At 39.8% G+C, this 23,672-nt stretch carries 16 protein-coding genes; all 16 read right to left on the minus strand.

What is annotated here, in order from left to right:
* Window positions 1-774 precede the first annotated feature (774 nt).
* Window positions 775-2,598 (minus strand): metallophosphoesterase, encoded by a 1,824-nt coding sequence (locus D0T84_RS02870; protein WP_163305826.1) that lies wholly within the window; start codon window positions 2,596-2,598, stop codon window positions 775-777.
* A 168-nt stretch (window positions 2,599-2,766) separates the two neighbouring features.
* Window positions 2,767-3,513, minus strand: coding sequence for a 2,3-diphosphoglycerate-dependent phosphoglycerate mutase (gpmA, locus tag D0T84_RS02875; RefSeq protein WP_163305828.1), 747 nt, complete (start codon window positions 3,511-3,513; stop codon window positions 2,767-2,769).
* Between the two features lie 302 nt (window positions 3,514-3,815).
* Window positions 3,816-4,577: a peroxide stress protein YaaA gene (gene yaaA, locus D0T84_RS02880; protein WP_163305830.1), complete on the minus strand. Its 762-nt coding sequence runs from the start codon at window positions 4,575-4,577 to the stop codon at window positions 3,816-3,818.
* Window positions 4,578-4,580: 3 nt separating this feature from the next.
* The gene (locus D0T84_RS02885) at window positions 4,581-5,096 is read right to left on the minus strand and encodes a GNAT family N-acetyltransferase (RefSeq protein WP_163305833.1); all 516 of its coding nucleotides are present in this window, start codon (window positions 5,094-5,096) and stop codon (window positions 4,581-4,583) included.
* Window positions 5,097-5,098: 2 nt separating this feature from the next.
* On the minus strand, window positions 5,099-5,980 hold the full coding sequence (locus tag D0T84_RS02890; protein WP_163305836.1) for a glycosyltransferase family 2 protein: 882 nt from the start codon (window positions 5,978-5,980) through the stop codon (window positions 5,099-5,101).
* A complete protein-coding gene (locus D0T84_RS02895) occupies window positions 5,977-7,428 on the minus strand; it encodes a lipopolysaccharide biosynthesis protein (protein WP_163305839.1) in 1,452 nt (483 codons plus the stop codon). The genes D0T84_RS02890 and D0T84_RS02895 overlap by 4 nt, the downstream gene beginning before the upstream one ends.
* Before the next feature lie 357 nt (window positions 7,429-7,785).
* A complete protein-coding gene (gene tsf, locus D0T84_RS02900; protein ID WP_163305842.1) occupies window positions 7,786-8,610 on the minus strand; it encodes a translation elongation factor Ts in 825 nt (274 codons plus the stop codon).
* A gap of 195 nt (window positions 8,611-8,805) precedes the next feature.
* Complete coding sequence (gene rpsB / locus D0T84_RS02905) at window positions 8,806-9,657, minus strand: 30S ribosomal protein S2 (protein ID WP_163305844.1); 852 nt, start codon at window positions 9,655-9,657, stop codon at window positions 8,806-8,808.
* Window positions 9,658-9,851: 194 nt separating this feature from the next.
* Window positions 9,852-10,238: a 30S ribosomal protein S9 gene (gene rpsI, locus D0T84_RS02910; protein WP_163305847.1), complete on the minus strand. Its 387-nt coding sequence runs from the start codon at window positions 10,236-10,238 to the stop codon at window positions 9,852-9,854.
* 6 nt (window positions 10,239-10,244) lie between these two features.
* Complete coding sequence (rplM, locus tag D0T84_RS02915; RefSeq protein ID WP_163305850.1) at window positions 10,245-10,700, minus strand: 50S ribosomal protein L13; 456 nt, start codon at window positions 10,698-10,700, stop codon at window positions 10,245-10,247.
* Window positions 10,701-10,925: 225 nt separating this feature from the next.
* On the minus strand, window positions 10,926-11,447 hold the full coding sequence (locus tag D0T84_RS02920; RefSeq protein WP_163305853.1) for a GNAT family N-acetyltransferase: 522 nt from the start codon (window positions 11,445-11,447) through the stop codon (window positions 10,926-10,928).
* A 19-nt stretch (window positions 11,448-11,466) separates the two neighbouring features.
* Window positions 11,467-12,261: a thymidylate synthase gene (locus D0T84_RS02925; RefSeq protein ID WP_163305856.1), complete on the minus strand. Its 795-nt coding sequence runs from the start codon at window positions 12,259-12,261 to the stop codon at window positions 11,467-11,469.
* A 172-nt stretch (window positions 12,262-12,433) separates the two neighbouring features.
* Window positions 12,434-13,147, minus strand: a complete 714-nt coding sequence (locus tag D0T84_RS02930) for a response regulator transcription factor (RefSeq protein WP_163305858.1) — start codon at window positions 13,145-13,147, stop codon at window positions 12,434-12,436.
* Between the two features lie 44 nt (window positions 13,148-13,191).
* On the minus strand, window positions 13,192-14,763 hold the full coding sequence (locus D0T84_RS02935) for a sensor histidine kinase KdpD (RefSeq protein WP_163305860.1): 1,572 nt from the start codon (window positions 14,761-14,763) through the stop codon (window positions 13,192-13,194).
* 181 nt (window positions 14,764-14,944) lie between these two features.
* Complete coding sequence (gene sprA / locus D0T84_RS02940) at window positions 14,945-22,432, minus strand: cell surface protein SprA (protein ID WP_163305862.1); 7,488 nt, start codon at window positions 22,430-22,432, stop codon at window positions 14,945-14,947.
* A 134-nt stretch (window positions 22,433-22,566) separates the two neighbouring features.
* Window positions 22,567-23,148, minus strand: coding sequence for a Holliday junction branch migration protein RuvA (ruvA, locus tag D0T84_RS02945; RefSeq protein WP_163305864.1), 582 nt, complete (start codon window positions 23,146-23,148; stop codon window positions 22,567-22,569).
* Between the last annotated feature and the right edge of the window lie 524 nt (window positions 23,149-23,672).

Below are 23,672 nucleotides of genomic sequence, written 5' to 3' on the forward strand. Positions count from 1 at the left end.
ACTGCGTAACGCAGGAAGTGTATTGCTGACAAGTTGCTCCCCAGCAGAGCCTGTTTCCTCTTCAACTTCCTGATACAAATGTAGTTGTTTTTATGAAAAAAAAATAAAAACGAAAAATAATACTCCGAATATTTGGATTACAACATAGAAGTAACTGTTTAAATTTTATACGAATATTTTATTATACCTTTTTCTTCGTTCATTTTTAGTCTGTTTTCGGCTGTTTTTTCCTTTCTCTCAACTCAAATAGCCCGCTATTATCGTTTCGCGGAAGAAAAAAACATCTCCAAAACATCTCTAAAAATTTGAACGAATAAAATTTAAACAATTACTTAATGAAAAGAAATTATTATCACATTTTCTATCTGCCATCGCTTTGCAACTCTCTCCTCGCTTCTCTCCCTTTTTGGGGGGCAGGGTGGGGCAGGGAGTGCCCAAAGGGTAAGGGGCTGATAACTGTGTAACAAATCTTTCTCATTGCTTTAACAAAGATTAGGACATAAAGTTCTAATTTTAAGAGTCTGTTTAAATTTTATAGCAAATCTTTTTTATAGCTATTTTTAGATGGATTTTATCATTTTTGCTAGCCGGTTTAGCGGGCTAAACCAAGAGTAAAAAGGGAATTGAAAATCGGCGGAGCCAAAAATCCGCTAAAAAGAGCATAAAAAAATTGCTAAGAACTATTGACCTGAACCTGTAATAAAAATTTTCGCTAAAATTTAAACAGGCTCTTAATATGAAAAGGCTGCCCTTTTCTATTTCATATTTCTTGTTTCAATTACTTGTTGTAAATTCAGCGCTGGATATTTTACCCGATTTATTATTATAAGAATCTACTGCCGTTATTTCTATCGTATATTTTGTTCCAGACTCAAGTCCTGAAATATTAACATCAAGCGGATCAGGCGTTTCGCTATTCAGATAGAACTGTGAGAAGATAGTTATGGTTTTATATGCTTCTCCGTTGCCGTTCAGTATTTGCACAATGTAATGGTGAACGACTTCATCGTCGGTGGCCTGAGGAAACGAAACAACACATGCATTTGCTGTAATATTGCTTATCGCTGGTTTGTCTCCGCTGCTAAAGGATGGATTACTTCCTCCGGTACGGTTTGCATAAGTAAATGCTGTCCCATTATGTGGCGCTTTCACTATCCACCTGGGAAGAATCTCTTCATTACGGAATGTGTCCCATCTTTCCATTTCCACATCAAGGTTTTCTTTTGTTGTGGCAATGATACCTTCGGTAATCATTTCGTTTCCGGGAGGATGAACGCCTTCTGTAAATCCGGCTTCTATCTCGCTATATGAGGTATTACCAACATTTACAGACGAGAAATATCCCTGATGAATAGAGCGGGGATCGCTTACCGGAAAATGTGAGTGTCCGGAAAAAAGAATGACCTGAGGATATTTATGTAATATCGAAGATAAATCATTGACACCCCATCCTTCGGAAGATCCGGTTCCATATACTGTATTAAGAACACCTGCATGGGTAAATACAAATATAGGGCGACCGGGATATTTTTGGCTGGCATCTTCCAAAGAATCAGAAAGGAAATCTATTTCACTTTGAGTATAAAAGTAATTATCGTATGCACCTCTCAGGCTGATGGTAATGAATGGGAATCCTTTTATTTTTATATACTGATTTATCGGTTGCTTAAGTTTGTTCATAAATATTGATACCGGATTACCATCGTGCCATGCATGGTCGTGGTTTCCAAGCATATAAAATACGGATGTTGTCTTTGGTACATTTTCTTTAAAAACCTGTATCAATTCATCATATTCGCTTAGTCTTGAAGAATTAGTTAGATCTCCCACAACAAATATTGCATCTAATTGAGGGCTTTTACTGGTCATATTTTTCAGCGCCCTGCTTACTCTTTCCTTGGAATCGGAAAATAATCCGAAATGCGTATCTGAGATAACAGCGAAGCGGGGATAGGTAGTCCTTTTCTGTAATACGGGTATTACGACCGGGGCAATTTCTATCTTGGGATTTGTTGAAGTAATGGTCACTTCACCTGTGCGTTCAATATCACTGTCGGGCAATCCAGATGCTGTAAATTTGTAAATTCCTGATAACCCGCGATCGGATATTAATGAAGCTGTAATCCAGTCGGGAGTTTGTGGTTCAATTTCTATGTTAGTTAGTATATTGAGAGAGAATTCCAGATTTTCATCTGTTAACTCGATATTTTTTTCATCGATGAGGATAGTTGGGCTTGTTCCGAATTGGTTTACTTTTATTGTTATAGGAGAGAGTCCATCTGTTTTTACCGTTATTTCAGCTGAACGGATATTCGGGTTAGGATTGTTTGTTACTGAGATTATCAGGTTGCCCGTTTCTTTTTTGCTGTCTGTTTCGGTACGACACCAGTCTGTAGCAGAAGATGTAGTTGTAAATTTAGTGTTTGATTTTACAGTTATAGAGAAAGAGGAGGCTTCAGTTCCTACATAATGTATTGTCTCGTTTTGATCAATTTCTAATGTCGGCTGAATTATGTCTTTACTTTCACTGTCGCTGCTACAAGCTACTATAATAATAAGGCTAAAGATGATGGAAAGCAGGTATTTTGCATGTTTCATAATGATAAATGTAGTTTTACGCTAATACTAGTTTGTGAAAAAACGAAACTTTATATATGTCAGGTATGGTCAATATAAATCAGAAGATTCAATATTGGGCTTTTCGGCTTTTGTTTGAATTAAAAAGACTACGTCTTCACGTAGTCTTTTCATTCAAAAAAATGACTGTTATTTCTTTTTCCCCTGATTAGCGACAGCATCCATCAGCTTTTTGATTTCTTCAGGATCGCCAAGGAAATAGTCTTTTACAAGATTCAGGTCATCGTCGAATTCAAATACATAAGGTACGGCAGTAGGTAAGTTCAAACCTACGATATCTTCGTCTGAAATACCTCTCAGATATTTGATGATACCGCGTAAACTATTACCATGTGCTGCAACGATGATTTCGTCGTGACACATCAAAGATGGGTAAATAACTTCCTGCCAGTACGGAAGGATGCGATCTACTGTTTCCTTCAATGCTTCTGTTTCCGGAATATATGCTTTAGGCACATCTGCGTAACGAGGGTCTTGTGACGCAGAACGTGGATCTGACGGATCTAGTGGTGCTGGCGGAACATCATAGCTGCGTCTCCATACAAGAACCTGTTCGTCTCCGTATTTTTCTGCGGTTTCGGCCTTGTTCAGGCCTTGGAGCATACCATAATGTTTCTCGTTCAAACGCCATGTTTTTTCAACCGGAATCCAGTCCAAATCCATCTGGTCAAGGATGTTGTTCAGCGTTTTAACAGCTCTTTTGAGATAAGAAGTATAAGCAAGCGTGAACTTGTAACCCTCTTTTTTCAACAGTTGTCCTGCTTTAAGAGCTTCCTGAACTCCTTGTTCCGACAAGTCAACATTTGTCCATCCTGTAAAGCGGTTTTCTTTGTTCCAAACGCTTTCTCCATGGCGAATCAATACTACCTTTTTCATCTTTGTTTTTTATTTTAATTTGTGATTTTTCTCGCAGTGCAAAGTTATTTAAAATAGTTATAAGTTGCAAGTTATAAGTTATGAGTTAACGGGTAATTTAGCCGGATAAAGCAAACATTTTTCGGGCGTAATTCAGCTACATTTACATAATAGGATAGAGCTAATTTTAACTCATAATTTATTACTCATAAGTACAGAACACGAATTAGTTTATATTATTTTTAAATGTATATGTCTGATTATAAGCATTAATATAAATGCGAATACTATAAACTAATTTCAACTTAGTACTTAATTTATAATTATCTTATAAATACCCATTCTTTGTCGTCCGAAAGCTGCGGTGCAAAACAGTATCCTTCGGTATCGAACGCTTTCAGGTGCTCAATATCCGTTAATTGGTTTTGGATGATAAAGCGGCTCATCATGCCTCTCGCTTTTTTAGCATATACTACTATTTGCTTGTATCCTTTATCTGTCTGCTGTTTAAAAATAGGGGTTATTATTCGATGACCTTTAGGCAATAACTTTTTATTCACGGCCTTGGCGTATTCCTTCGATGCCAGATTTACCAGAATATTATCATCCCCTTTCATCTGTTTGGCGAGGTAGTTACTGATAGTATTGCTCCAGAACGCATACAGGTCTTTACCTTTATTGTTTACTACAGGTATCTGCATCTCCAGACGGTAGGGCTTTATCAAATCCAGCGGGCGCAGTACTCCGTAAAGCCCTGATATATGCACTAAATGCTTTTGGGCGAAGTCCATGTCTTTCTTTGAGAATGTTTCGGCATCCAGCCCTTTGTAGGCGATGCCGTTATAAGCAAATGCCGCCTGTTTCTTTGGCGTTTTGCTCAGGGGAAACGCATGTATATACTGATATACGTCGTGTGCCAGCTGAGGATTGATACTCATCAGAGAGGCTATTTCTCCGGCAGTGATACCTTCCATCGACTTATACAATTCTTTTGCTTCCTTCCCGTATAGCGGGTTAGTAGCGTCTTTTACCGGTGCCGGCGTTTCAAAGTCCTGCAACTTGGCAGGGGACATTATAATAATCATATCTTATTTTTTTACAAGTTCGTGATAATGCATATCAATGACTTTATTATTTTTTATAGCTGCATTCCTTAAGATGGCGATCTTTTGAAACCCTGCTTTCTGTAATACCCGCATCGATGCGGTATTATATTCAAATACAGGCGCAAACAAGCGAATGATAGGGGTATTGTTAAAAACATAATCAACCACGTCTATTACAACGTTTGTCATAAGCCCTTTGTTCCAAAAATCTTCTCCCAGCCAGTAGCCTATTTCGGCACTTACACGTTCTACGTCAGTTTGCGGCACAATGCCTACCATGCCTGCTACATTCCCGTCTATTGCGATGGCGAAATCCTCTACATTCTTTTTCTGATTAACAAATGTGATAAAGTCAATGGCATTCTGTCTTGCATAGGGATGTGGAAAATAGTCACGTACATTATTCCATATATTTATATTGTTGGCGTGTTTCGCTATTGAGTCCGCATCATCGATATTTAGCTGCCTTAATGTATATTTCTCCCGCCTGATTATCATAACTATCGAGGTAAAAAATTCCTTATTCTTCTTTTTATATAATATATGTATGCCCGTAATGAGTCTGTAGCTGTAAAAGTAAAACCGGCATCAGGCAATACTTTTTTCAAACCGGAAGTATTCACTATCCCTTCCCTGCCCATATACCTCAGGAGGGATTTCCTGTATTTGGAAGATTTCTTCTCCAAATAGTATTTATTGTATAAATATATCTTTTCCGAGATACGGACTTTGCTCTCTGTCAGGCATTGTTGCGTTATCTGAAATTCGCTGACGCCAATATTTACCAATATTTCCTGTGTGATGCCGAATGTATTGTTTCCGGCTGCAATAAGCCGTATATAGAAATCTATGTCAACAAGCCAGATAAGGTTCGTATCGAATGAATAGCCTTTATTCCTGAAAATGCAGACACTGGGTGCGCCAAACCTATTTCCTAAATATATAGATTCTGCTTCTTTGGCTACATTCTCTAAAAAAGCGTTACCGGCTATATGTACTTTTTGCTTATTATTGCTATCAATATCGCAGCTTGCCGAAAATGCGATGTCAGCTTGCGGGTTTTCATCCAGCAGTTTGACAAACTTACCTAAACTTTTGGGAGAGGTAAACCAGTCGTCATGATGCAGTATTTTAATATATTCGCCTGCCGCCTTTTTTATTCCTTCATTCCAGTTCAGTGGAGAGCCGAGGGCTTTTCCATTTCTGAAATATTTTATTCGGCTATCTGAATATCTGTCTATGAATTCTTGTAATGAGTTGTCAGGAGAATCATCGGTAATTATGATTTCATAGTCGGTAAATTCCTGTTCGAGAACAGAATCCAGGCAACGCCTGAGAAAGTCGATATGCTTGTAAGCCGGGATACAGATACTGACTTTCATTTTTTTATCCTTTTATTGGCAATATATTCAATCGCTTCCCTCAGTATTCTCGCTTTAGAGAAGTATAAGGAGCCTATGTATAATATCCCTACGAATATAATCTGGCAAATCATCAGAATAATAGGTTGAGATACGATATAGCACAGCAAATAACCACAGATGATACAGATAAGGGATATGGCGAAATATGGCAGCAAATCCTTGCCTAATTCTATAAGCCTGTAATTGATAAGTTTGCTGGAGATAATGCTGGAGATAATGTACCTGATAATATATGTTGACGATATGCCGGCAATGTAGTACAGGTAATCGAGCCCGAAGATAAAAGGAATGCTTATCGACCCGAATATGAGGATAGCATGGATTATTGTTAGTATAAGGATTATACCTGATTTCCCTTTAATGCGGAGTATATCCCCATTAGTGGTTTCCAGTCCCGAAAAGATACCGCCGATACATAGTAATTGCAGTATAGGGGCGGCAGACAGCCATTGTTCGCCTAGAATATGCATAAACGATTCGGCTACAAGTATTATCCCCATAAACATAGGAAATATAATAAAGGCCTTAATCCTGATAAATTTCCTGAATATATGCTTTAGCCTGTGCTCATCATCATGTATAGAGGATAGGATAGGGTAGGAGACACTATATACAGACCCATTCAGGACGTCATTTGCCGAATTGTAGTTACGGTATGCCAGATTGTATAGTCCGCCTATTCCCAGCGAATAGTACTTTCCTATTATATTCTGGGGTATATTTACCATAACAGAATTTATGATGCTGCCCAATACGAGTTTAGAACTAAAGCTGAATAGCTCCTTGAAAGATTCCTTACTGAATGAGCCGGAAGGCTTCCATTTACTAAAAATCCAGAGGCAACAGACTTTCAGGAAAGTCCATATTACCACCTGTGCAGCCAGTGCCCATACTCCGAAGCCGAAATAAGCAAGGACTAAAGTAATAGAGTATGAAACAAATACGGAGAACGTATTGATTTTAGTAATGAGTTTGTAATTGATTTCTTTAACGAGCCGCGCATTTTGTATTACGGCGAAAGAGTTGAACAGGAACGACAGGAATAAGAACCGGGACAAAGGCGTCAATATAGGCTTTTCGTAATAATCACTGATGAATGGCGCAAGGAAGAATAAAAGTAGGTATAAGCTGATACCAATAGATATATTCAGATAAAATACTGTTGTGTAATCTGATTGGGTAACATTCTTTTTCCGTATGATGGCGCTGCTAAAACCGCTTTCGTGCAGAATGTTGGCTAACCCTGTAAAGATAGCCAGCACTCCCATCAGTCCATAATTCTCTCTGTCTATCAGGCGCGCTAGCAGTATCCCTGCAACGAAGACAAATGCATTCTGGAATAGTTTGTCGAGAACACTCCAGCTTAGTCCTGAAACGGTTTTATCTTTAAGTGATTTTTCTTTCATTTGCAGAAATCAGTTCTGATGCAAAACTACTAAAAAAAAGCGATATTATATGATTGTAATTTATGAGAGGTGAAAAAGTGACAGGCTTTAAAAAGGCCGTTTGTCTATACTCAATCTCAATATTGTTAAAAAGTGACAAAAGTGACTCTTCTTTTATTGTTTTTATTGTTACTTTTTATCTGCAACAACAGAAAATTAAAATTCAAAACCGGTTCTTGGGTGAACAGAATATTATTTCAAAGATCTCTTTATATTAGACAATTCCAAAGCTTTATCATCACAAAATCAGAGTTAGTTTTCTAATAAAAAAAGTGCAACCATTTCTGATTGCACTTTCTTTTATAATCGAATAGTTGATTATTCAGCGTTCAATGTATAACGTTTGAAACCTGTAACAGCAAGTTCTTTATCGTGAGATTCAAGATATTGAGCTACTGTTTGCTTCGGATTCTTGATAAATTCCTGCTGAAGCAGTGTGAATTCTTTATAGAATTTCTGTAGTGCACCTTCAGCTATTCTTTCTATCAGGTTTTCAGGTTTTCCGGCTTCACGGGCTTTTTCTTTTGCGAGATTAATTTCTCTCAATCTTATTTCTTCAGATACATGTTCAGCCAGAAGAGCCACAGGATTCATTGCCGCGATCTGCATAGCAACGTCCTTCGCTACTTGTTCGTCAACATTTGGTTTGTTGAACCCTACGATTGCAGCAAGCTTGTTACCCGGATGGATATAAGCTACTACGGTAGGAGCTGTGATATGTTCGTAAATATTGAATTCCATTTTTTCGCCTGTAACACCCATTCTGTCTGTTACAAGGTCTGCAACACTGCGGCCATTAACTTGCGCAGCCTTTAATGTTTCAATGTCAGCCGGTTTGCTTTCCAAAGCGGCATCAAGGATAGATTTTGTCATTCCTACAAAATCAGCGTTCATTGCTACGAAGTCAGTTTCGCAGTTTACTGCTACTATTGCAGCAAAATCTCCTTTTGTTGCAGCAAGTACACATCCTTCAGATGCATCACGGTCTTCACGTTTTGCAGCGAAAGCCTGTCCTTTTTTACGAATTATTTCGATTGCTTTGTCAAAATCTCCTTCTGCTTCTGTTAAAGCATTTTTGCAATCCATCATACCTGCACCTGTCATTTTGCGCAGGTGTTGGATATCTGCCATAGAAACTGCCATATTCTTTCTCCTTTTATTTTGGTTTATAATTTTTATTATGGTTAACAAGTAAACAAAGTACGCGATACGAGTTTTGTTTTATACAAGCCAGCTTGTTAACCTGTATCCTGTCAACTCGTTTACTATTAAAAAAAGACTAAGTAATAATCTCTAAGAAGACAATCTTAGAGGCTATTTACTTAGTCTTTTATACTATTATTCTTCGTCCTCTTTCGCAAATTTGCTGGCTACTGCAGCATTTATTGCGTCCTGGTCTTCTTTTGTTACAGCTTTTTTCGCACCTGCTTTTGCTTTGCGCTCTCTTCTAGGAGTACCTTCTTCGTCCTGAGCTTCGGCAGCAGCGCTGTCAGCTTTTTCTATCTTTCTTTCCTCAAGGCCTTTTTTGATTGCATCGCAAAGGCTACCCAAGATAAGTTCGATAGATTTTGCAGCGTCGTCATTAGCCGGGATTACGAAATCGATATCTTCTGGATTAGAGTTGGTATCTACCATTGCAAATACCGGTATTCCAAGGCGGTTAGCTTCTCTTACGGCAATGTGTTCTTTCATTACGTCTACTACGAACAGGGCAGAAGGAAGACGTGTCAGGTCCTGAATAGAACCTAATGTTTTTTCAAGTTTAGCGCGTTGGCGTGTAACCTGAAGTCTTTCTCTTTTCGACAATGTGTCGAAAGTTCCGTCTTTCACCATTTTGTCGATAGTTGACATTTTCTTAACAGCCTTACGTATTGTAGGGAAGTTAGTCAACATACCACCTGGCCAACGTTCTACAACGTATGGCATATTAATGGATGTAGCCAAGTCGGTAACAACTTGTTTCGCTTGTTTCTTAGTGGCTACGAATAATATTTTTTTTCCGGATTTAGCTATCTGTCTCAGAGCGGCAGCAGCTTCTTCGGTCTTAGCTATTGTTTTATATAAGTCAATGATGTGGATACCATTGCGCTCCATAAAGATGTAAGGAGCCATAGCCGGATTCCACTTTCTCTTCAAGTGACCGAAGTGTACACCAGCGTCTAATAATTGGTCGAATTCTAATTTTGCCATTTTTAGTTTTTTGTTTCGTTTACTTTCTTTTTCTGTTAGCGAATTGTCGGGTAGCTCATTTGCAGAAGTCCCGGCAATTTAGATACTAAACGTAATTTCAGAGATGAGGCCGACTCATCATTATATATTAACCAACTTGTAACTTTTAAGCGGCATAAGCCGACAAAGCGCAATTGGGTAAGATAATATCCAAATTAACGTTTTGAGAATTGAAATCTTTTTCTTGCTTTTGGTTGTCCCGGTTTTTTACGTTCTACAACGCGTGGGTCACGAGTCATAAATCCTTCGGCTCTGAGAGCAGACTTATCTTCCGGATTGATCTTAACCAGTGCGCGGGCGATACCAAGGCGTGCAGCTTCTGCCTGTCCTTTATATCCGCCACCGTTAAGGTTAATCATGATGTCGTATTTTTCGGCAACAGCCAATTTGCTTAGCGGTTGTTTTACAACATACTGAAGAATAGTTGAAGGGAAGTAATTGTCTAGTTCACGTTTGTTGATAACAATTTTTCCGGTTCCTTCGCTTACGAATACGCGAGCTACAGCAGCTTTACGTCTTCCTATTGCATTTACTACTTCCATTAATTATTATTTAAGAGCGTTAATATCTATTGTTTTTGGTTGTTGAGCCTCATGTTTGTGCTCTGTTCCTGCATATACATAAAGGTTTTTAAGAAGGGCAGCACCAAGACGGTTTTTAGGTAGCATACCTTTTACAACCTTCTGTACTAAGCGGTCAGCTCCTTTTTCCATCAATACGGCAGGAGTTGCTTCTCTTTGACCTCCAGGATAACCTGTATATCTCAGATAAACGCGATCGTTCCACTTGTTACCTGTAAGCACTACTTTATCAGCATTGATGATGATAACATTGTCGCCACAGTCAACGTGCGGAGTAAAACTTGGTTTGTACTTCCCTCTCAGAAGTTTTGCCACTTTGGAGGCCATACGTCCCAGAGTCTGGCCTGTTGCGTCAATCACAACCCATTCTTTTTGTACGGTTGCTTTATTCGCTGAAATGGTCTTATAACTTAAAGTATCCACTTAATTAAAAATTAATTTGGTTAATGACTTTTTGATTTACACAACTTTTATCCGCTTATCGAGCTAAGATATAATAGGCGATAATCATTTGCAAATCAATTTTTTACGTTTTATTTCGTAATAATCGGCTCGCAAAATTACTATTTTTCATTGGATTAACAAAAAATAATGAAGGATTTTTGATGTGTTAGTGGTATATAAACTGTATTTGCAGGCAGTTATCATTTATAAGGTCAATTCATAAAGGCGGAACCATTTCAGGTGTTCATATCCGAGCCCTAAATCCACTGTTCCTATATATTCGTATCCATGCTTTTCGTATAAGGCTATCGCTACTGTATTATTTATGGAAACATCCAGCCGGATGGATTTCATATTCAGGCTGATCGCGTATTCTTTTGCGAAATTCAGCAATTGGGATGCGACCCCCTTATTCATGCTATCAGGTTTTGTAACGAGCGTATGGACTACTATGATATCCTTATAATCCGCGTCAATCTTCCATTTAACCTGATTGTACGCGTCTTCCGACTTATGGTTGAGGATAACGCTCCCGATGATTGTACCCTTATTTTCCAGAACGAAGAGGTTATTTTCTTCAATCCCTGTTACTGCGGTTTCTCTGACTGGATAGACGTGCTTTATCCATCCCGGATAGTTTATATTCGATTCGAGATAGTCATTCAGATCGTTATATAGATTTTCTAAATTATCTATATCTGAAACGATTCCTTTCCTGATAGTCATATCATATCGTAGAAACCGTTTATACAGCTACTTCTCCCTTTATATGCGGATGCGGGTCGTATCCTTCGAGCTGGAAGTCCTCATATTTAAAGTCGAAAATACTTTTTACATCCGGGTTGATAATCATACGTGGCAATGGGCGAAGGTCGCGCGAGAGTTGGAGCTTTACCTGTTCCAGATGGTTAGTGTATATATGCGCATCGCCTAGTGTGTGGATAAAGTCTCCCTCTTGTAAACCAGTTACCTGTGCCATCATTTTCAATAGCAAGGCGTAGGAAGCTATATTGAATGGTACACCCAGAAAAATATCAGCACTGCGCTGATAAAGTTGCAAACTCAGTTTACCATCCGCCACGTAAAACTGGAAAAAAGCGTGGCAGGGTGGGAGGTTCATATTCGGCAGATCGGCTACGTTCCACGAACTAACTATTATGCGCCTCGAGTCGGGATTATTTTTTAATGTATCTACAACGTTGGTTATCTGGTCTATATGCCCTCCATTATAATCAGGCCATGAACGCCATTGATAGCCGTAGATATGCCCTAGATCTCCATTCTCATCTGCCCATTCGTTCCAGATGCGTACGCCGTGATCCTGCAAATATTTTGCATTGGTGTCTCCGGCAAGGAACCAGAGTAGTTCGTATATGATTGATTTTAAGTGTAACTTTTTAGTTGTGAGCACAGGAAAACCATCGGCCAGATTGTAACGGCTCTGATGCCCGAAAATACTGATTGTACCTGTTCCTGTACGGTCGCTTTTCTCTACACCTTCCGAAAGGACACGTTTCAACAGGTCGTGATATTGTTTCATTTGTTTCTCTTTTAATTTTTGAATACAAAAGTAGGGGATTAAAAGTGAAAAACGAAATAAATAGCCTATCTCAAAAGTGAAAAATTATTTAGGAAAAATTTAGACCGGTTCTTAAAATACAAAAGCCCGGTTGTTTTTAAATTAACCAGGCTTTTTATCATCGTTCGCTTATTTATTCAGCGCTTTCTTCTTCGCTTACAGGTGCTATTAATTTGTAGCCTTTACCATGTATATTGATAATCTCGATACTTGGATCCGGCTTCAATAGCTTACGCAACTTAGTGATATACACGTCCATACTGCGGGCATTGAAGTAGTTATCATCTACCCAGATTTGTTTCAGGGCATGATTCCTTTCCAGAATGTCATTAGCGTGAGCGCATAGCAGAGCCAGCAGTTCGGCTTCTTTGGTTGTCAGTTTAGTACTTTCCCCGTTGATCGTCAAAATTTGCTTTTGAGTATCGAAGTTCATATTACCAAACTGGTAAATTTGCTGTTCTTTACTTCTTTTACCTTTCACACGGCGGAAAATGGCTTCGATACGAAGTACGAGTTCTTCCATACTGAAAGGTTTGGTGATGTAGTCATCTGCTCCGGCTTTGAATCCTTCCAGAATATCGTCTTTCATATTCTTTGCTGTCAAAAATATGATAGGTATTTCTGTATTGATCGCCCTGATTTCTTTTACCAGAGTGATACCGTCTTTTTTAGGCATCATGACATCCAGTATACACAGGTCATACTTTTCTTTGACAAAACCTTTGTAGCCGACTTCCCCGTCGGTATAGAGGTCAGTGTCATAACCCTTTGCCTGAAGATACTCTCTTAGCAACATACCAAGATTTTCGTCATCTTCACATAAAAATAATTTCAATTTTTCTTCCATAACTTACTTATTTACAGTTTACTTCTTGTTTTGTTTTTGTCGGACTAATCTTTAGTTTTCCTTATTGGCAGACAAATAATAAATTTAGTACCCTTTCCTAAATCACTTTCTGCTTTTATAGTCCCTTTATGATCTTCTATTATCTTTCTCACGTATGCCAATCCGAGTCCAAATCCTTTAACATCGTGCCTGTTACCTGTCGATACACGGTAGAATCGTTCGAAGATCTTCTTTACGTATTCTTTTTTTATACCGATGCCATTGTCTTCTATCGACATATATAGCTTATTATTGCTATTCCATGTTCGAATCATCAGCTCCAAAGGCACATCTTCCTTTCTATATTTTACAGCATTATCAAGCAGGTTGAACAAGACATTCGTAAAATGCATCTTATCGGCTTCTATTGTAGAATCGGTAGCCTCCAGGTCTATATCCAGATTTCCTCCGAATTTTTCTACTTTTAGCTGGAATGTATTGGCAACGCTTACGACTATATCATTCGCGTCTAATTCCTTCATTTTCAACGTGGCTTTCTGTTTCTCAAACAGGGACATCTGGAGTACTTTTTCCACCTGGAAACTCAATCGTTCCGTTTCATCATTTATTACGCCTGATATATGTTTAAATACTTCGGGAGACTTGGTTATCGACCCGTCTTTTAACATCTGGGCTGCCAGCGATATGGTTGACACAGGGGTTTTTAGTTCGTGGGTCATATTGTTCATAAAGTCACTCTTCATTTCCGATAAACGCTTTTGCCGGAATGTGATATAGATCATGATTATAAATGTAACCAGCAGGATAAATGTGAATATAATAGCCGGATACAGAAATGATACTTCACTGGACAGATAATGTCCTCTATCTGGGAAATAAACCTTTAAATAGGTCACTTTGTTTTGTGGATCGTTAGGAAATAATACTTGTTGATAGACATTTTTTTTATCCTTATCCAAAAAACGTGGCTGCCTGTACACCGGTTTATCATTTTTATCTACAACTTCGTACTGAAACGGTAACTCTATATTATTATTTTTTAATTCATACTTTATGTTGGTTTCCATATCCTTAAAGTTTATTCTTTCTTCCAATGGTACATCACTGGCAGATTTGAATATCCTGTTAAGAACATCGTTCATAATGTCTTTTTCGTAGAGATATCGCTTCATTTGCTCTTCCTGTAGGTCGAAGAACGTCTTAGAGATGGCATTTGTGCCTCCTTTTGGCGACTGAAACACCTGTTTAGGTGGTTTTGTCTGTACTGTGGTTACATTGTGTTCCATATAAATTTCAGTTCCGTCAGGTGCTGTTACTTTTGCTCTTTGCTGATGGGTAACAGTTTCTTCCTGGGGCTGATTTTTTAATGCCAGGGAACGTTTGTAGGCCGCTGCGTCTTTTTTCTGAGTTTCAATGAACGCTTCATCCAGATATTTTTTTGTTTGATCTAGTTCCAGATTTCTGGAAATTTGAGCTAAACTCCGGTTGACCGCTTCATTAAACTGATCACTCCTCAATCTGATAGATTCGCGGAGATAGGTTATTTGTAAGTACAACAGGCCAAAGAATGTAACAGCCATTATCGCTGCAAGTATCCAAATAGTTGATTTTTTCATTTTTCTTTGCTCCTCTTTCTACTTCAATCTTCTTTAGTCAGTTAAATATACGCTAAAATTATCAAACATTAACTTGCTTTGCTCTGAATAATTATTTAACAAATGAAAGTAAGATATTGTTTAACATTTGAAAAAATAAACATAAAGGATTTTTTTTCTTATGCAAACTTATAAATATTTTTTATTGTATAAGCGTAAATTTTAGACTAATACCAAAGTTACTGTTTGTTGTAGGGTATGAAGATGATGATATTAATGGTTTATTCAAAATACGATCGTAAAAAGCCCTCAATGTTAAGGCTCTGCTTAGTGTATAATCTGCCGATAGTTTTAGTGTAAAGATGGTTACTCCACTGGTTGCCTGTGTGTAGCTTTCTTCTATCTTACGCAGCAGCGATTCGGTTGTTTTGTACGACACATCCGCTTTGATATTCAGGTCGTTGTTGAAGTTTTTCGGAGTTCTGGAAGTGAGTCCGATGACACGGTTAAATTCATTGATACGGTACCCGAATCCCAATACGAATTCTTTTTCAAGGTATTCTATTATTTGATAGGACGACATATTCAGTGTAATCGTACGCGAATGGTTGTACTGGCTGTTTATGTTCATATTATTGTTCAGAATACCTTCTGCACCGATGAGCGGCCTGAATAGCTCCGTAATACCTACCGATGAGATATTGTATGGCGATGATGGGGTAGGGTTACCGCTGAGGATATCACGTATATATCCGAGGTCGCCACCTCCTCCGTCGGCCTGCATCCAGTCGGTAAAAGAGCTGTAGCTGCCCACCTGATAAAAACAACTATACAAATGGTTTAACCTCAACGACTTGAATTTCGACTTAATGAAAGGTATATTAATCAATCCGTCGTAGGTTATAGTCCAGTTGGGTAATAATGACAGAAGGGACGGGAACGCAGATAGCGAGGTTTTGCCGGCATCCTTCCCTGTATAAGCTGCTATGAAAGCGGGTATCATAACATCTGCCGAGTTAGGGTCTACAGCCCCGATTGCCGAAGAGTACTGTAATCCGCTATAACCTGTTTCACCCATAAATCCACCCATCGGGTATCTTGTCTGCGAATACTGTGATTCTAAGCGGTTTGTTATCGTTTCCCTGTTTTTCAGAAATTGGTCGAACGCGTCGGATTGGTAGTTGTTTTTGGCATTACTGCTCCTGAGCGCAGTCTTCAAGGCAATGGTGGTCATTGAGAAATTCCCGCCTAGTGTGCGAGGCATACCTTCGTACATGTATTGAAGTTCTGTTCTTTTATTATTTTCATAACTGGCGTTCAGCTCTATCTTGAAATCCTTGAAGGGCTCTATCTGCGCTCTGATGTCAAGCTTTTCGGCGCTGGAGTATACGGCAGGCGAAATGTTCATGGTGTCGTTCATCAACAGCCAGTCCCTGTTTAACGACTTATTGATAAATTCTTCCCCGCCCTCAAATCCGAAAGCAAAACCCAACCCCGGTACCAGCCCGTATTCATCAGAGCTTTTTTGTCCGAACATGTCTCCAACCCCGGGTATGAAACCTGAAATGTGCGTTTCCTTACGTTTTGAGTAATTGATATTTATCGTGCGTAAAGACATCAATCCCCTGGCTGAGTATTCGGCAATGTCAGTCAGTATTTTGGACGTACCGGAGTCCCCCGACTTATTTTCTATGTTGATTTGTATATTTGCAGAATCTTTGTTCGTTATCAGTATCGTATTTTCGTCCGTCTTTTTGTATTTTATGGAATATGGTTTCCCGTCCTTTTTTGCTAGTACTTGTATATTTTTCGTGTTTAGCCCATGCTTTAAAGTGTATGTAGTATCTTTTCGCAAAACTATATCTTGAGAAAAGCGTCTTTTTTCGGGCTGGCGTTTTGCTTGCTGGCGTTGGCTTGGCGACTGCCTTCGTCTGGAATCGAACCGCTCGTTAACTCTTTTGAGGAATCCCCATTTGTTGTACAGCGAAACCATATCGAGCCTGTTTGTAAGCTCTACGGTAATATTGTTGCTGATGGTATTTCCTATTTCAACATTATCTACTTCTGCCCCGCGATCCCATTGGTAGCCGCTTGTATAGCTTGCATTGGATGTGAGCCAGTCCATAGCAGGGATGTTGCGGAACGGGAACTGGTAAGTCACACGCGCTATCTGCCTGTATGATAGCGGGCTTCCCAGATTCTTGATGCTGTGCATCACAGAGTCTTTCCATATTTCGTAGTCGCCACGGTTAAGCTGTTTATTCACTTGCAGGAATGGTTCTTCTATTTCGGCTCTGGTTCCCGACTGGAAGGAGAATTTCAGGTTCTTTGTGAAATCCCAGCTTATGTTGAAATCCCTGTCCCAGAGGAATGACTGGCTCCATGATAAGAACTCGCTATTGTTTTCCCCTCCAAGCGAATAGCTTTCGATGTCACGCAACAATGTTTCGGTATAATAGCGGTTGATCCTGGAATCGAAAGATATATTGCTGGGCAGATAGTTGAAACCAAGCGATTTCGCAAATTTAGCTGCCCCGGATTTACTCTTCGTATTTTTGAATGGTTCCCATGTTTTTGCCAGTGGAACATAATTATAGCTGAATGTCAGGTTGTAATTCTTCGTAAGATCATAGACCGTACTCGGATCTTTTCTCTCTGTCTGGCTATATGAGTAGCCGAAACTAAAGTTTGCCGGGTCGTAAGGCATCGGTGTCTTACTTTGTATGTTTACTCTTACATTATTAAGGCTGAAACTTTTCGTTGTCGATTTTTCCTGCGCCAGGCTCTTTATCGAATCTTTCTCAGCTTTGGTATCTACCAGGCTCATCGATTCTTTTAGCGTAACGTCCTGATCAAAGGGATCATATTTAGGTGTTGTCGTTTCATTAGAGTAGGAGTAATACATGGGCATGCTCACTTTGGCCTTTTCGGGGAAGAACCGGCCTAATTCTAAATTGGCGGCAATGCTGTATGTATGGTAGTCATCCTGACGCCTTTCCATCAGGCTCTGGTCTAATGCTCCAAATCCGGCAGTCTCTTTTCGTCCTGATACGCTTATATTCCCTATGTCGGAAAGCGCTACATTCAGATTCCCCTGAGCAGCCCATCCGCCTTCTTCGTCATAATCGGTCAGGCGGAGTTCGTTTATCCATACTTCGCCCGATTTAACCCGCTTAGAGTCATTACGCACACCTATCATGATTACATATACATCAGACAAGGACGGGTTACCCATGACGCTGATTTTGTTATTCGGCTTGTCAGGGTCATATTCTGTGTATTCCGTTGTATAAGACACGGTTGAGTTGGCTTTGCGCTTCTCCCTGTTTCTGTTTAGTTTTATATCTTTTAGCAATTCAAGAGAGAGGTCGAACATATTATCCTGTGGCCATACTGCATACCTGTCATTGGTGTTGTTGTTGCTATAACTGCCTTCGGGTGTGATTGTCAGAGGGATTTCATATTCGTAATAGTTGTTCTTATAGTCTGAGCCTAAACGCATAAATACGGTCAGTTCGCCTTTTTGGAGGTCGGTTTCGTTTATCAGATTCTCTGCATGGACAAAGAGCTGTATGCGTTTGTAACGTCTCAGGTCGTAAGATGTATTTTTGTATATAGCGCGGGAATCTTCGGGTGTCAGATTTAAGACGCGCATTGATAGTGATTGCTCGTTTTCTTTGGTTACTTGAGTCTGGTCTGGGTCGATGGAACGGCTGATCCCCGGAGGCAATACATAATTGACCGGCTTACGGTCGGCGTTTTCTTCTATATTGACAGTAGAAACATCGATAGTACCGTTACCCAAAGCTTTGCCGTCAGTCAGGTCTTGTTCGTAGATGCGCCAGTCGCCACGTACCAGTTGTAGTGTCCCAAAACGGAGGAAGGTTGGCTGGTCGAAGCCTGTAAGGAACATTCTCATAAAGCGGATGCTCTTAAAGTCCTGTATATTCCCTTTTTTGTCTCCTTGCCGAACCGGAACTTTGAACTGATACCAGTTTACCCGCTCTTCTTTTCCGTTACGGAGTGTTACGTTCACTTCCCGTTTGTCTACGATATAGCTATCGCCGATCTCCATCTTGTCAGGGTCTAACGGAACTTTGTATTGGAAATAGGCTTCGTTTTCGTTCAAGGTATTGTCCTGATCTATATCTTCTACATCGGGAGTAGTACGTGCCGCAGTAGAGTAACTTTCCCCGCTTTGGTTTGTAGGCTTGGAATTGCCCTCAGTACCATTGTAATATTTATAACGATCCAGAATACTTTTTTCTTCCCTGTCGTAATCCGAACCACGGTAGAAGTGATACAAATCCCTTGAAGGCGTATTCAACGGAGAGAACTGGTCATCCTGCATCTCATTCAGTACGGCCTGTGACACTCTGGATTTGAACTCGGTCAGGAACTTTTTGTAAATATCATGTTCCATTTCCTCAAAACGGTTGAGGCCGTTGTATCCTACGTCCTGCTTTTCTCTGGCAGTATCACCCTGGTTGTCGTCAAATGCATATACTGTAGATTGCCGTGTCGGCATTTTACCCCAGACCGTATATTCGAAAGCGGCAGGATCTCCATCGACAGGAAGCCCGTTTTCGTAGAATTTTTTTCCATCTTTCAATATGTCTTCGGAAATTTCTCCAAGGTTGAAATATAAATCTCCCCCTTTGTTCGGATTTGCGCTGGTCGAATTATACACAAAAGGATCCATCAGCCAGAACTCGATATATTCGATGTTTGACGATTCAAAATCGCGTACATCCATTTTGCGGGTAATACCTGCCCAGCGTTTCGCCGGCTGTAATAATTTACCATCCGAATTCATTTGTGTAGCGTCCAGATTATATGGCCCCCGTTCGTCGGGGTAATAAGACAGGTTCAGCACCGGTATTGTAGCCGATTCGGTGTATTTTATATCTTTATTCGGATATATTTCGCTAATCCCTATCTCACGGACGTAGTGATTGGACAGGTCTTCAGCGCTTATGTGCCCCGGCTTGAGTGATGAACCTCTCCGTGTAAACAGAGGGTCTACCGAGAACCATGCCAACATCGCCCTGTTTTTGGCATAGGCAATATCTTCCTTGTCTTTAGGTGTGACAGGGTATAATAAATTCAGATCTTCTGTCGAGTTTTGTGGTGTGGAGGCCAGTGACCACGCGTACGAGCTTTTGAGGTCTATGCTCGATTGGGATGATTCGAAGTCGTCCAGATATGAATAGCCTCCGGTTTCTTTGTTCTGGTAATGTCCCGGTATCATGTGGGCAAATTCTCCCATAAAACTGATGTTGGACGGTTGTGTAGCTTCTACAAACGGAATTTTGTCGATCAGGTTGGTAAGCCACATCGATTCTGTCTTGAATGATGTATTCAACCCCCAGATAGTATTCTTTACTGCTTCTTCTCCGATAACCGTTTTTGTGGTCAGCGGTTTTTCGTACAGGTGCATGATGGTTCCGCCAATGTTGAAATTCTTCGTTATATCATAACTTAAATTTAACCCCATCAGCGTTTTCCGTTGCATGCCCAGCGCCCGTTCTTCCAGAGATGTTTGTATATTGGCATCCGAGTCTGTCAGGCTCTGGTTGATGATGGTAACCCTGCCGGATGTATAGTCTACGATGTAATCCGTACCTTCGGTAAGCGTCATGCCATTGGCCGTAACCTTTACGGAACCTTCGGGTATGTTTGTGGAACCCAGATCTATTTCTGAACTGTTGGTGGCTGAACCTCTGTAAGTCCCGTATATCTTGAATTTGTTTTTTTCGGCTATTTGTTTGGCGACAGTCAATGTAGAGTCGTACAATTCCTGATAAACATAGTTCTTCGCAATAGAGGAACTCCCTATTTTACGGGCAAGGTGTTTCCCGAATGGTTCGGCAACGGGGAAGTAGATACGTCCTGTTTGAGATTGTACGGTAAACCCTTCCACATAGTCGAATATACCATCGCCTTTGGTTCCGTCTTTTTGTGTAACTTCCTTGTTTTGTGAATTCAACCGGTCCAGGTTCATCACCTTTATCAGGAGCTGGTTTTTGATATTTCCCTCAGGTATATAGTTGATGTATGTACCCAGTGTATCAGACTGGTAAGATATATTCAGCCGGAAACGGTCTTGTTGAATGCTGTTCGCCCCCAGATAATATACGTTTTTCATCATCAGGTCCCATGTGTATGAACGTGGCGACAGCGAGACAGGCTTTAACAATTTTACAAATAAAGCTCCCGATTTATTATTGCCTGAATCATAATTAGCCGAAATATCTGTTGTAAGTTCTCCTGCCTGATATGTTTTTCCGCCCATTGTATACTGGTAGGCTACAGCCAGTACTTCATCCGCTTGCAGGGGTGTGTTTAATGATATATAGCCCAGCTGGGCATTATAGGTGTATTCTGAAGAGTTCAGCAAGCGCGCGCTTTCTACCTTTTCGTAGTCGAGGCCGCTTTCAAGGTAGCCATTGAATAACTCTGTAACCTGCGATATATTTCTTGCCGCGGCAAAACCGGACGTAATGCTGCTGTGCAGGTTGTTGGCCTCGTTGTAAGGCGTTTTTATGGAACCTGTGCCTGTCCATTTCGGATTCTTTATAACATCCCGCTCCGCGATATCGGCAAAGGCTACTATATTTCGTGACTGGGTGTAATCTCCTCTTTTATTTGTAATCCAAACTTCTATTTTTGTGATCGAAACGGGAGAACTTACATAAGGGATCTTGCTCATGGCATTGTCGTAATTATCCCTGAAGTAATGCCCTAGATAGAAGTGCCTGTTTTCCTCGTATTCGTCTGCCTTAAATGAAAATTCGGTCGTTTGCACACCTCCTTTTGTATTTACTGTCTGCGACTGGGATTCCTGTTGCGATATGACCGTGTTTATCCTGAGTTTACCGAATTGTAGTTCGGCATTGATACCGAATAGTGCGGTCCCGCCGTTAATGAGCGAGTTGGTTGTACTCATGCTCACGTTTCCGGCTTCTATCTTTTTTATTATTTCGTCTTCTTTCCCTTCGTAGCCCAGTTTTAGTTTCTTTGAATCGAAATCGAACAGGGCTTTGGTATCGTAATTCATTCCGAAGTTTACCTTGTCGCCCACAGATGCCGTAACGTTCATCTGGATGTCTTCTTTAAACTCAAAAGCTGTATGGCTCCTGTTGCGTTCCGAAAGGGTAGGGTTGTCTGTACTGTTATGCTTGATGCCCATAGTGGCCTCTACATATCCCTGGGTCTTTACCTTTACGCCTCCCGGCCCGAATAATTTATCGGCGGCACCGATGTCTAATTTTATATCTTTCAGCGAGAATTCATCTTTCTCGTCTTTGTTGTTGTATGCTTCCGTATTCTTTCCCCTGAAATATCTGCTCATGGATTGCTTCAGTGTATAATCCATATATTCGTCCGGACTAAGGGAGAATGGCGTGGCAACCTCATGATCCCCTACTTTTGTACGAAAGACATATAATCCGCTTACCGGATCATATTCCACCGAATTTTTGATGTTGTCAGGATCTTTTAAGTCTGCCGGAGGATTTGTATTCAGGTCTTTATATGTTTCTATCTGTGTTTTCTTTACCGGAAAAAGAGGAATTGTGTCATTGGTTTGCGGCACATAATTATCTTCTTCGGCAATATTCGCTTCGGTTTTGCCGGATATGCCGGAAAACAAGCTGATAGAGCTTATCAAAAGCGTAATGAAAAACAAATATTTAAAGTATTTTTTCAATTAAGCAAGATGAATAAAGGCTTGAGCCCTATTTATTTTATATCTAACAACTAGAATCAGTTACAACTATTATTGTGGCATTAAATAAATATATTGATTACTGAATAGAATAATCACAACATTTTTAATGCGGTCTTTATTATTTGCTCAACGGTATTATCCGGTTTGTCTTTTAATATTTTAGATACTACCTTTTGTGATGCTTGTTGAGGAAAGCCCAGCATAACCAGTGCGGCAACAGCTTCTTCTCCGGCCTGGCTGGTAGTGGCGGATATTTCCAATTGTTCGATGCCGCTTATTTTTATCTTGTCCTTCAGGTCTATAATGACACGCTGCGCAGTTTTCAGGCCAATGCCTTTGACCGTTTTCAGCATATCTGAATTTCCGGACGCAATTACGGAGGTCAGTTCCTGTACTGTCATCGATGACAGAATCATACGTGCCGTACTGGCTCCTATACCCGATACGCTTATCAGCAACATAAACAATTCCCGTTCTTGTTTCTCCGAAAATCCAAAAAGTTGGTGGGCATCTTCCCTTATGGCTTCATAAATAAAAAGCTTGGTGTTTTTCTGCCCCGAAAGACTGGTATAAGTATTTAAAGATATACTTACAAAATAACCTATACCGTTTGTTTCTATTGTAGCAGAAGCGGGGGTAAGTTCAGCAATCTCCCCTTTTATATAGTCTATCATAACAGGTTCGTAATTTTTACTAATTTATAACGGATTAATATTAAAAAAAGTATATTTCTCTATATGAACTTTTTTGTTCGTGTCAATTGGTTGAACCTCTTTATTTAATAGGCAAAGGTAAGATTTTTTGTATTACTTTTTATACCTTTGTCTGTTTCTAATTAATTATTTAATGTAAGAAACTGTTTAAATTTTATGCGAATATTTTATTATATCTTTTTCTTCGTTCATTTTTAGTCTGTTTTCGGCTGTTTTTTCCTTTCTCTCAACTCAACCAGCGGTCACAGGAGCGAAGCGTATGTAAAAACATCTCTAAAACATCTCTAAAAATTTGAACGAATAAAATTTAAACAGACTCTAAGTAACTGTTAGGAAATTTCACGAATTCTTTTTCATAAGAGAAAGGTTAAGAGTTCTTCGTTCATTTTTAGCTTGTTTTCGGCTAATTTTCTCTTTCACTCAGCTCAAGTAGCCCGCTACTATCGCTTCGTGGAAATAAAAATTATCTCAAAAACAATTCTAAA

Origin of the sequence: Dysgonomonas sp. 521, from assembly GCF_010501055.1 — a bacterium.
GTDB lineage: Bacteria > Bacteroidota > Bacteroidia > Bacteroidales > Dysgonomonadaceae > Dysgonomonas.

Coding starts and splice junctions, on each gene's coding strand:
- D0T84_RS02885 (WP_163305833.1), bottom strand. CDS start 5,096: ATGATAATCAGGCGGGAGAAATATACATTAAGGCAGCTAAATATCGAT.
- tsf (WP_163305842.1), bottom strand. CDS start 8,610: ATGGCAGTTTCTATGGCAGATATCCAACACCTGCGCAAAATGACAGGT.
- D0T84_RS02925 (WP_163305856.1), bottom strand. CDS start 12,261: ATGAAACAATATCACGACCTGTTGAAACGTGTCCTTTCGGAAGGTGTA.
- D0T84_RS02890 (WP_163305836.1), bottom strand. CDS start 5,980: ATGAAAGTCAGTATCTGTATCCCGGCTTACAAGCATATCGACTTTCTC.
- D0T84_RS02920 (WP_163305853.1), bottom strand. CDS start 11,447: ATGACTATCAGGAAAGGAATCGTTTCAGATATAGATAATTTAGAAAAT.
- rpsI (WP_163305847.1), bottom strand. CDS start 10,238: ATGGAAGTAGTAAATGCAATAGGAAGACGTAAAGCTGCTGTAGCTCGC.
- D0T84_RS02935 (WP_163305860.1), bottom strand. CDS start 14,763: ATGAAAAAATCAACTATTTGGATACTTGCAGCGATAATGGCTGTTACA.
- gpmA (WP_163305828.1), bottom strand. CDS start 3,513: ATGAAAAAGGTAGTATTGATTCGCCATGGAGAAAGCGTTTGGAACAAA.
- rpsB (WP_163305844.1), bottom strand. CDS start 9,657: ATGGCAAAATTAGAATTCGACCAATTATTAGACGCTGGTGTACACTTC.
- ruvA (WP_163305864.1), bottom strand. CDS start 23,148: ATGATAGACTATATAAAAGGGGAGATTGCTGAACTTACCCCCGCTTCT.
- D0T84_RS02930 (WP_163305858.1), bottom strand. CDS start 13,147: ATGGAAGAAAAATTGAAATTATTTTTATGTGAAGATGACGAAAATCTT.
- yaaA (WP_163305830.1), bottom strand. CDS start 4,577: ATGATTATTATAATGTCCCCTGCCAAGTTGCAGGACTTTGAAACGCCG.
- D0T84_RS02870 (WP_163305826.1), bottom strand. CDS start 2,598: ATGAAACATGCAAAATACCTGCTTTCCATCATCTTTAGCCTTATTATT.
- D0T84_RS02895 (WP_163305839.1), bottom strand. CDS start 7,428: ATGAAAGAAAAATCACTTAAAGATAAAACCGTTTCAGGACTAAGCTGG.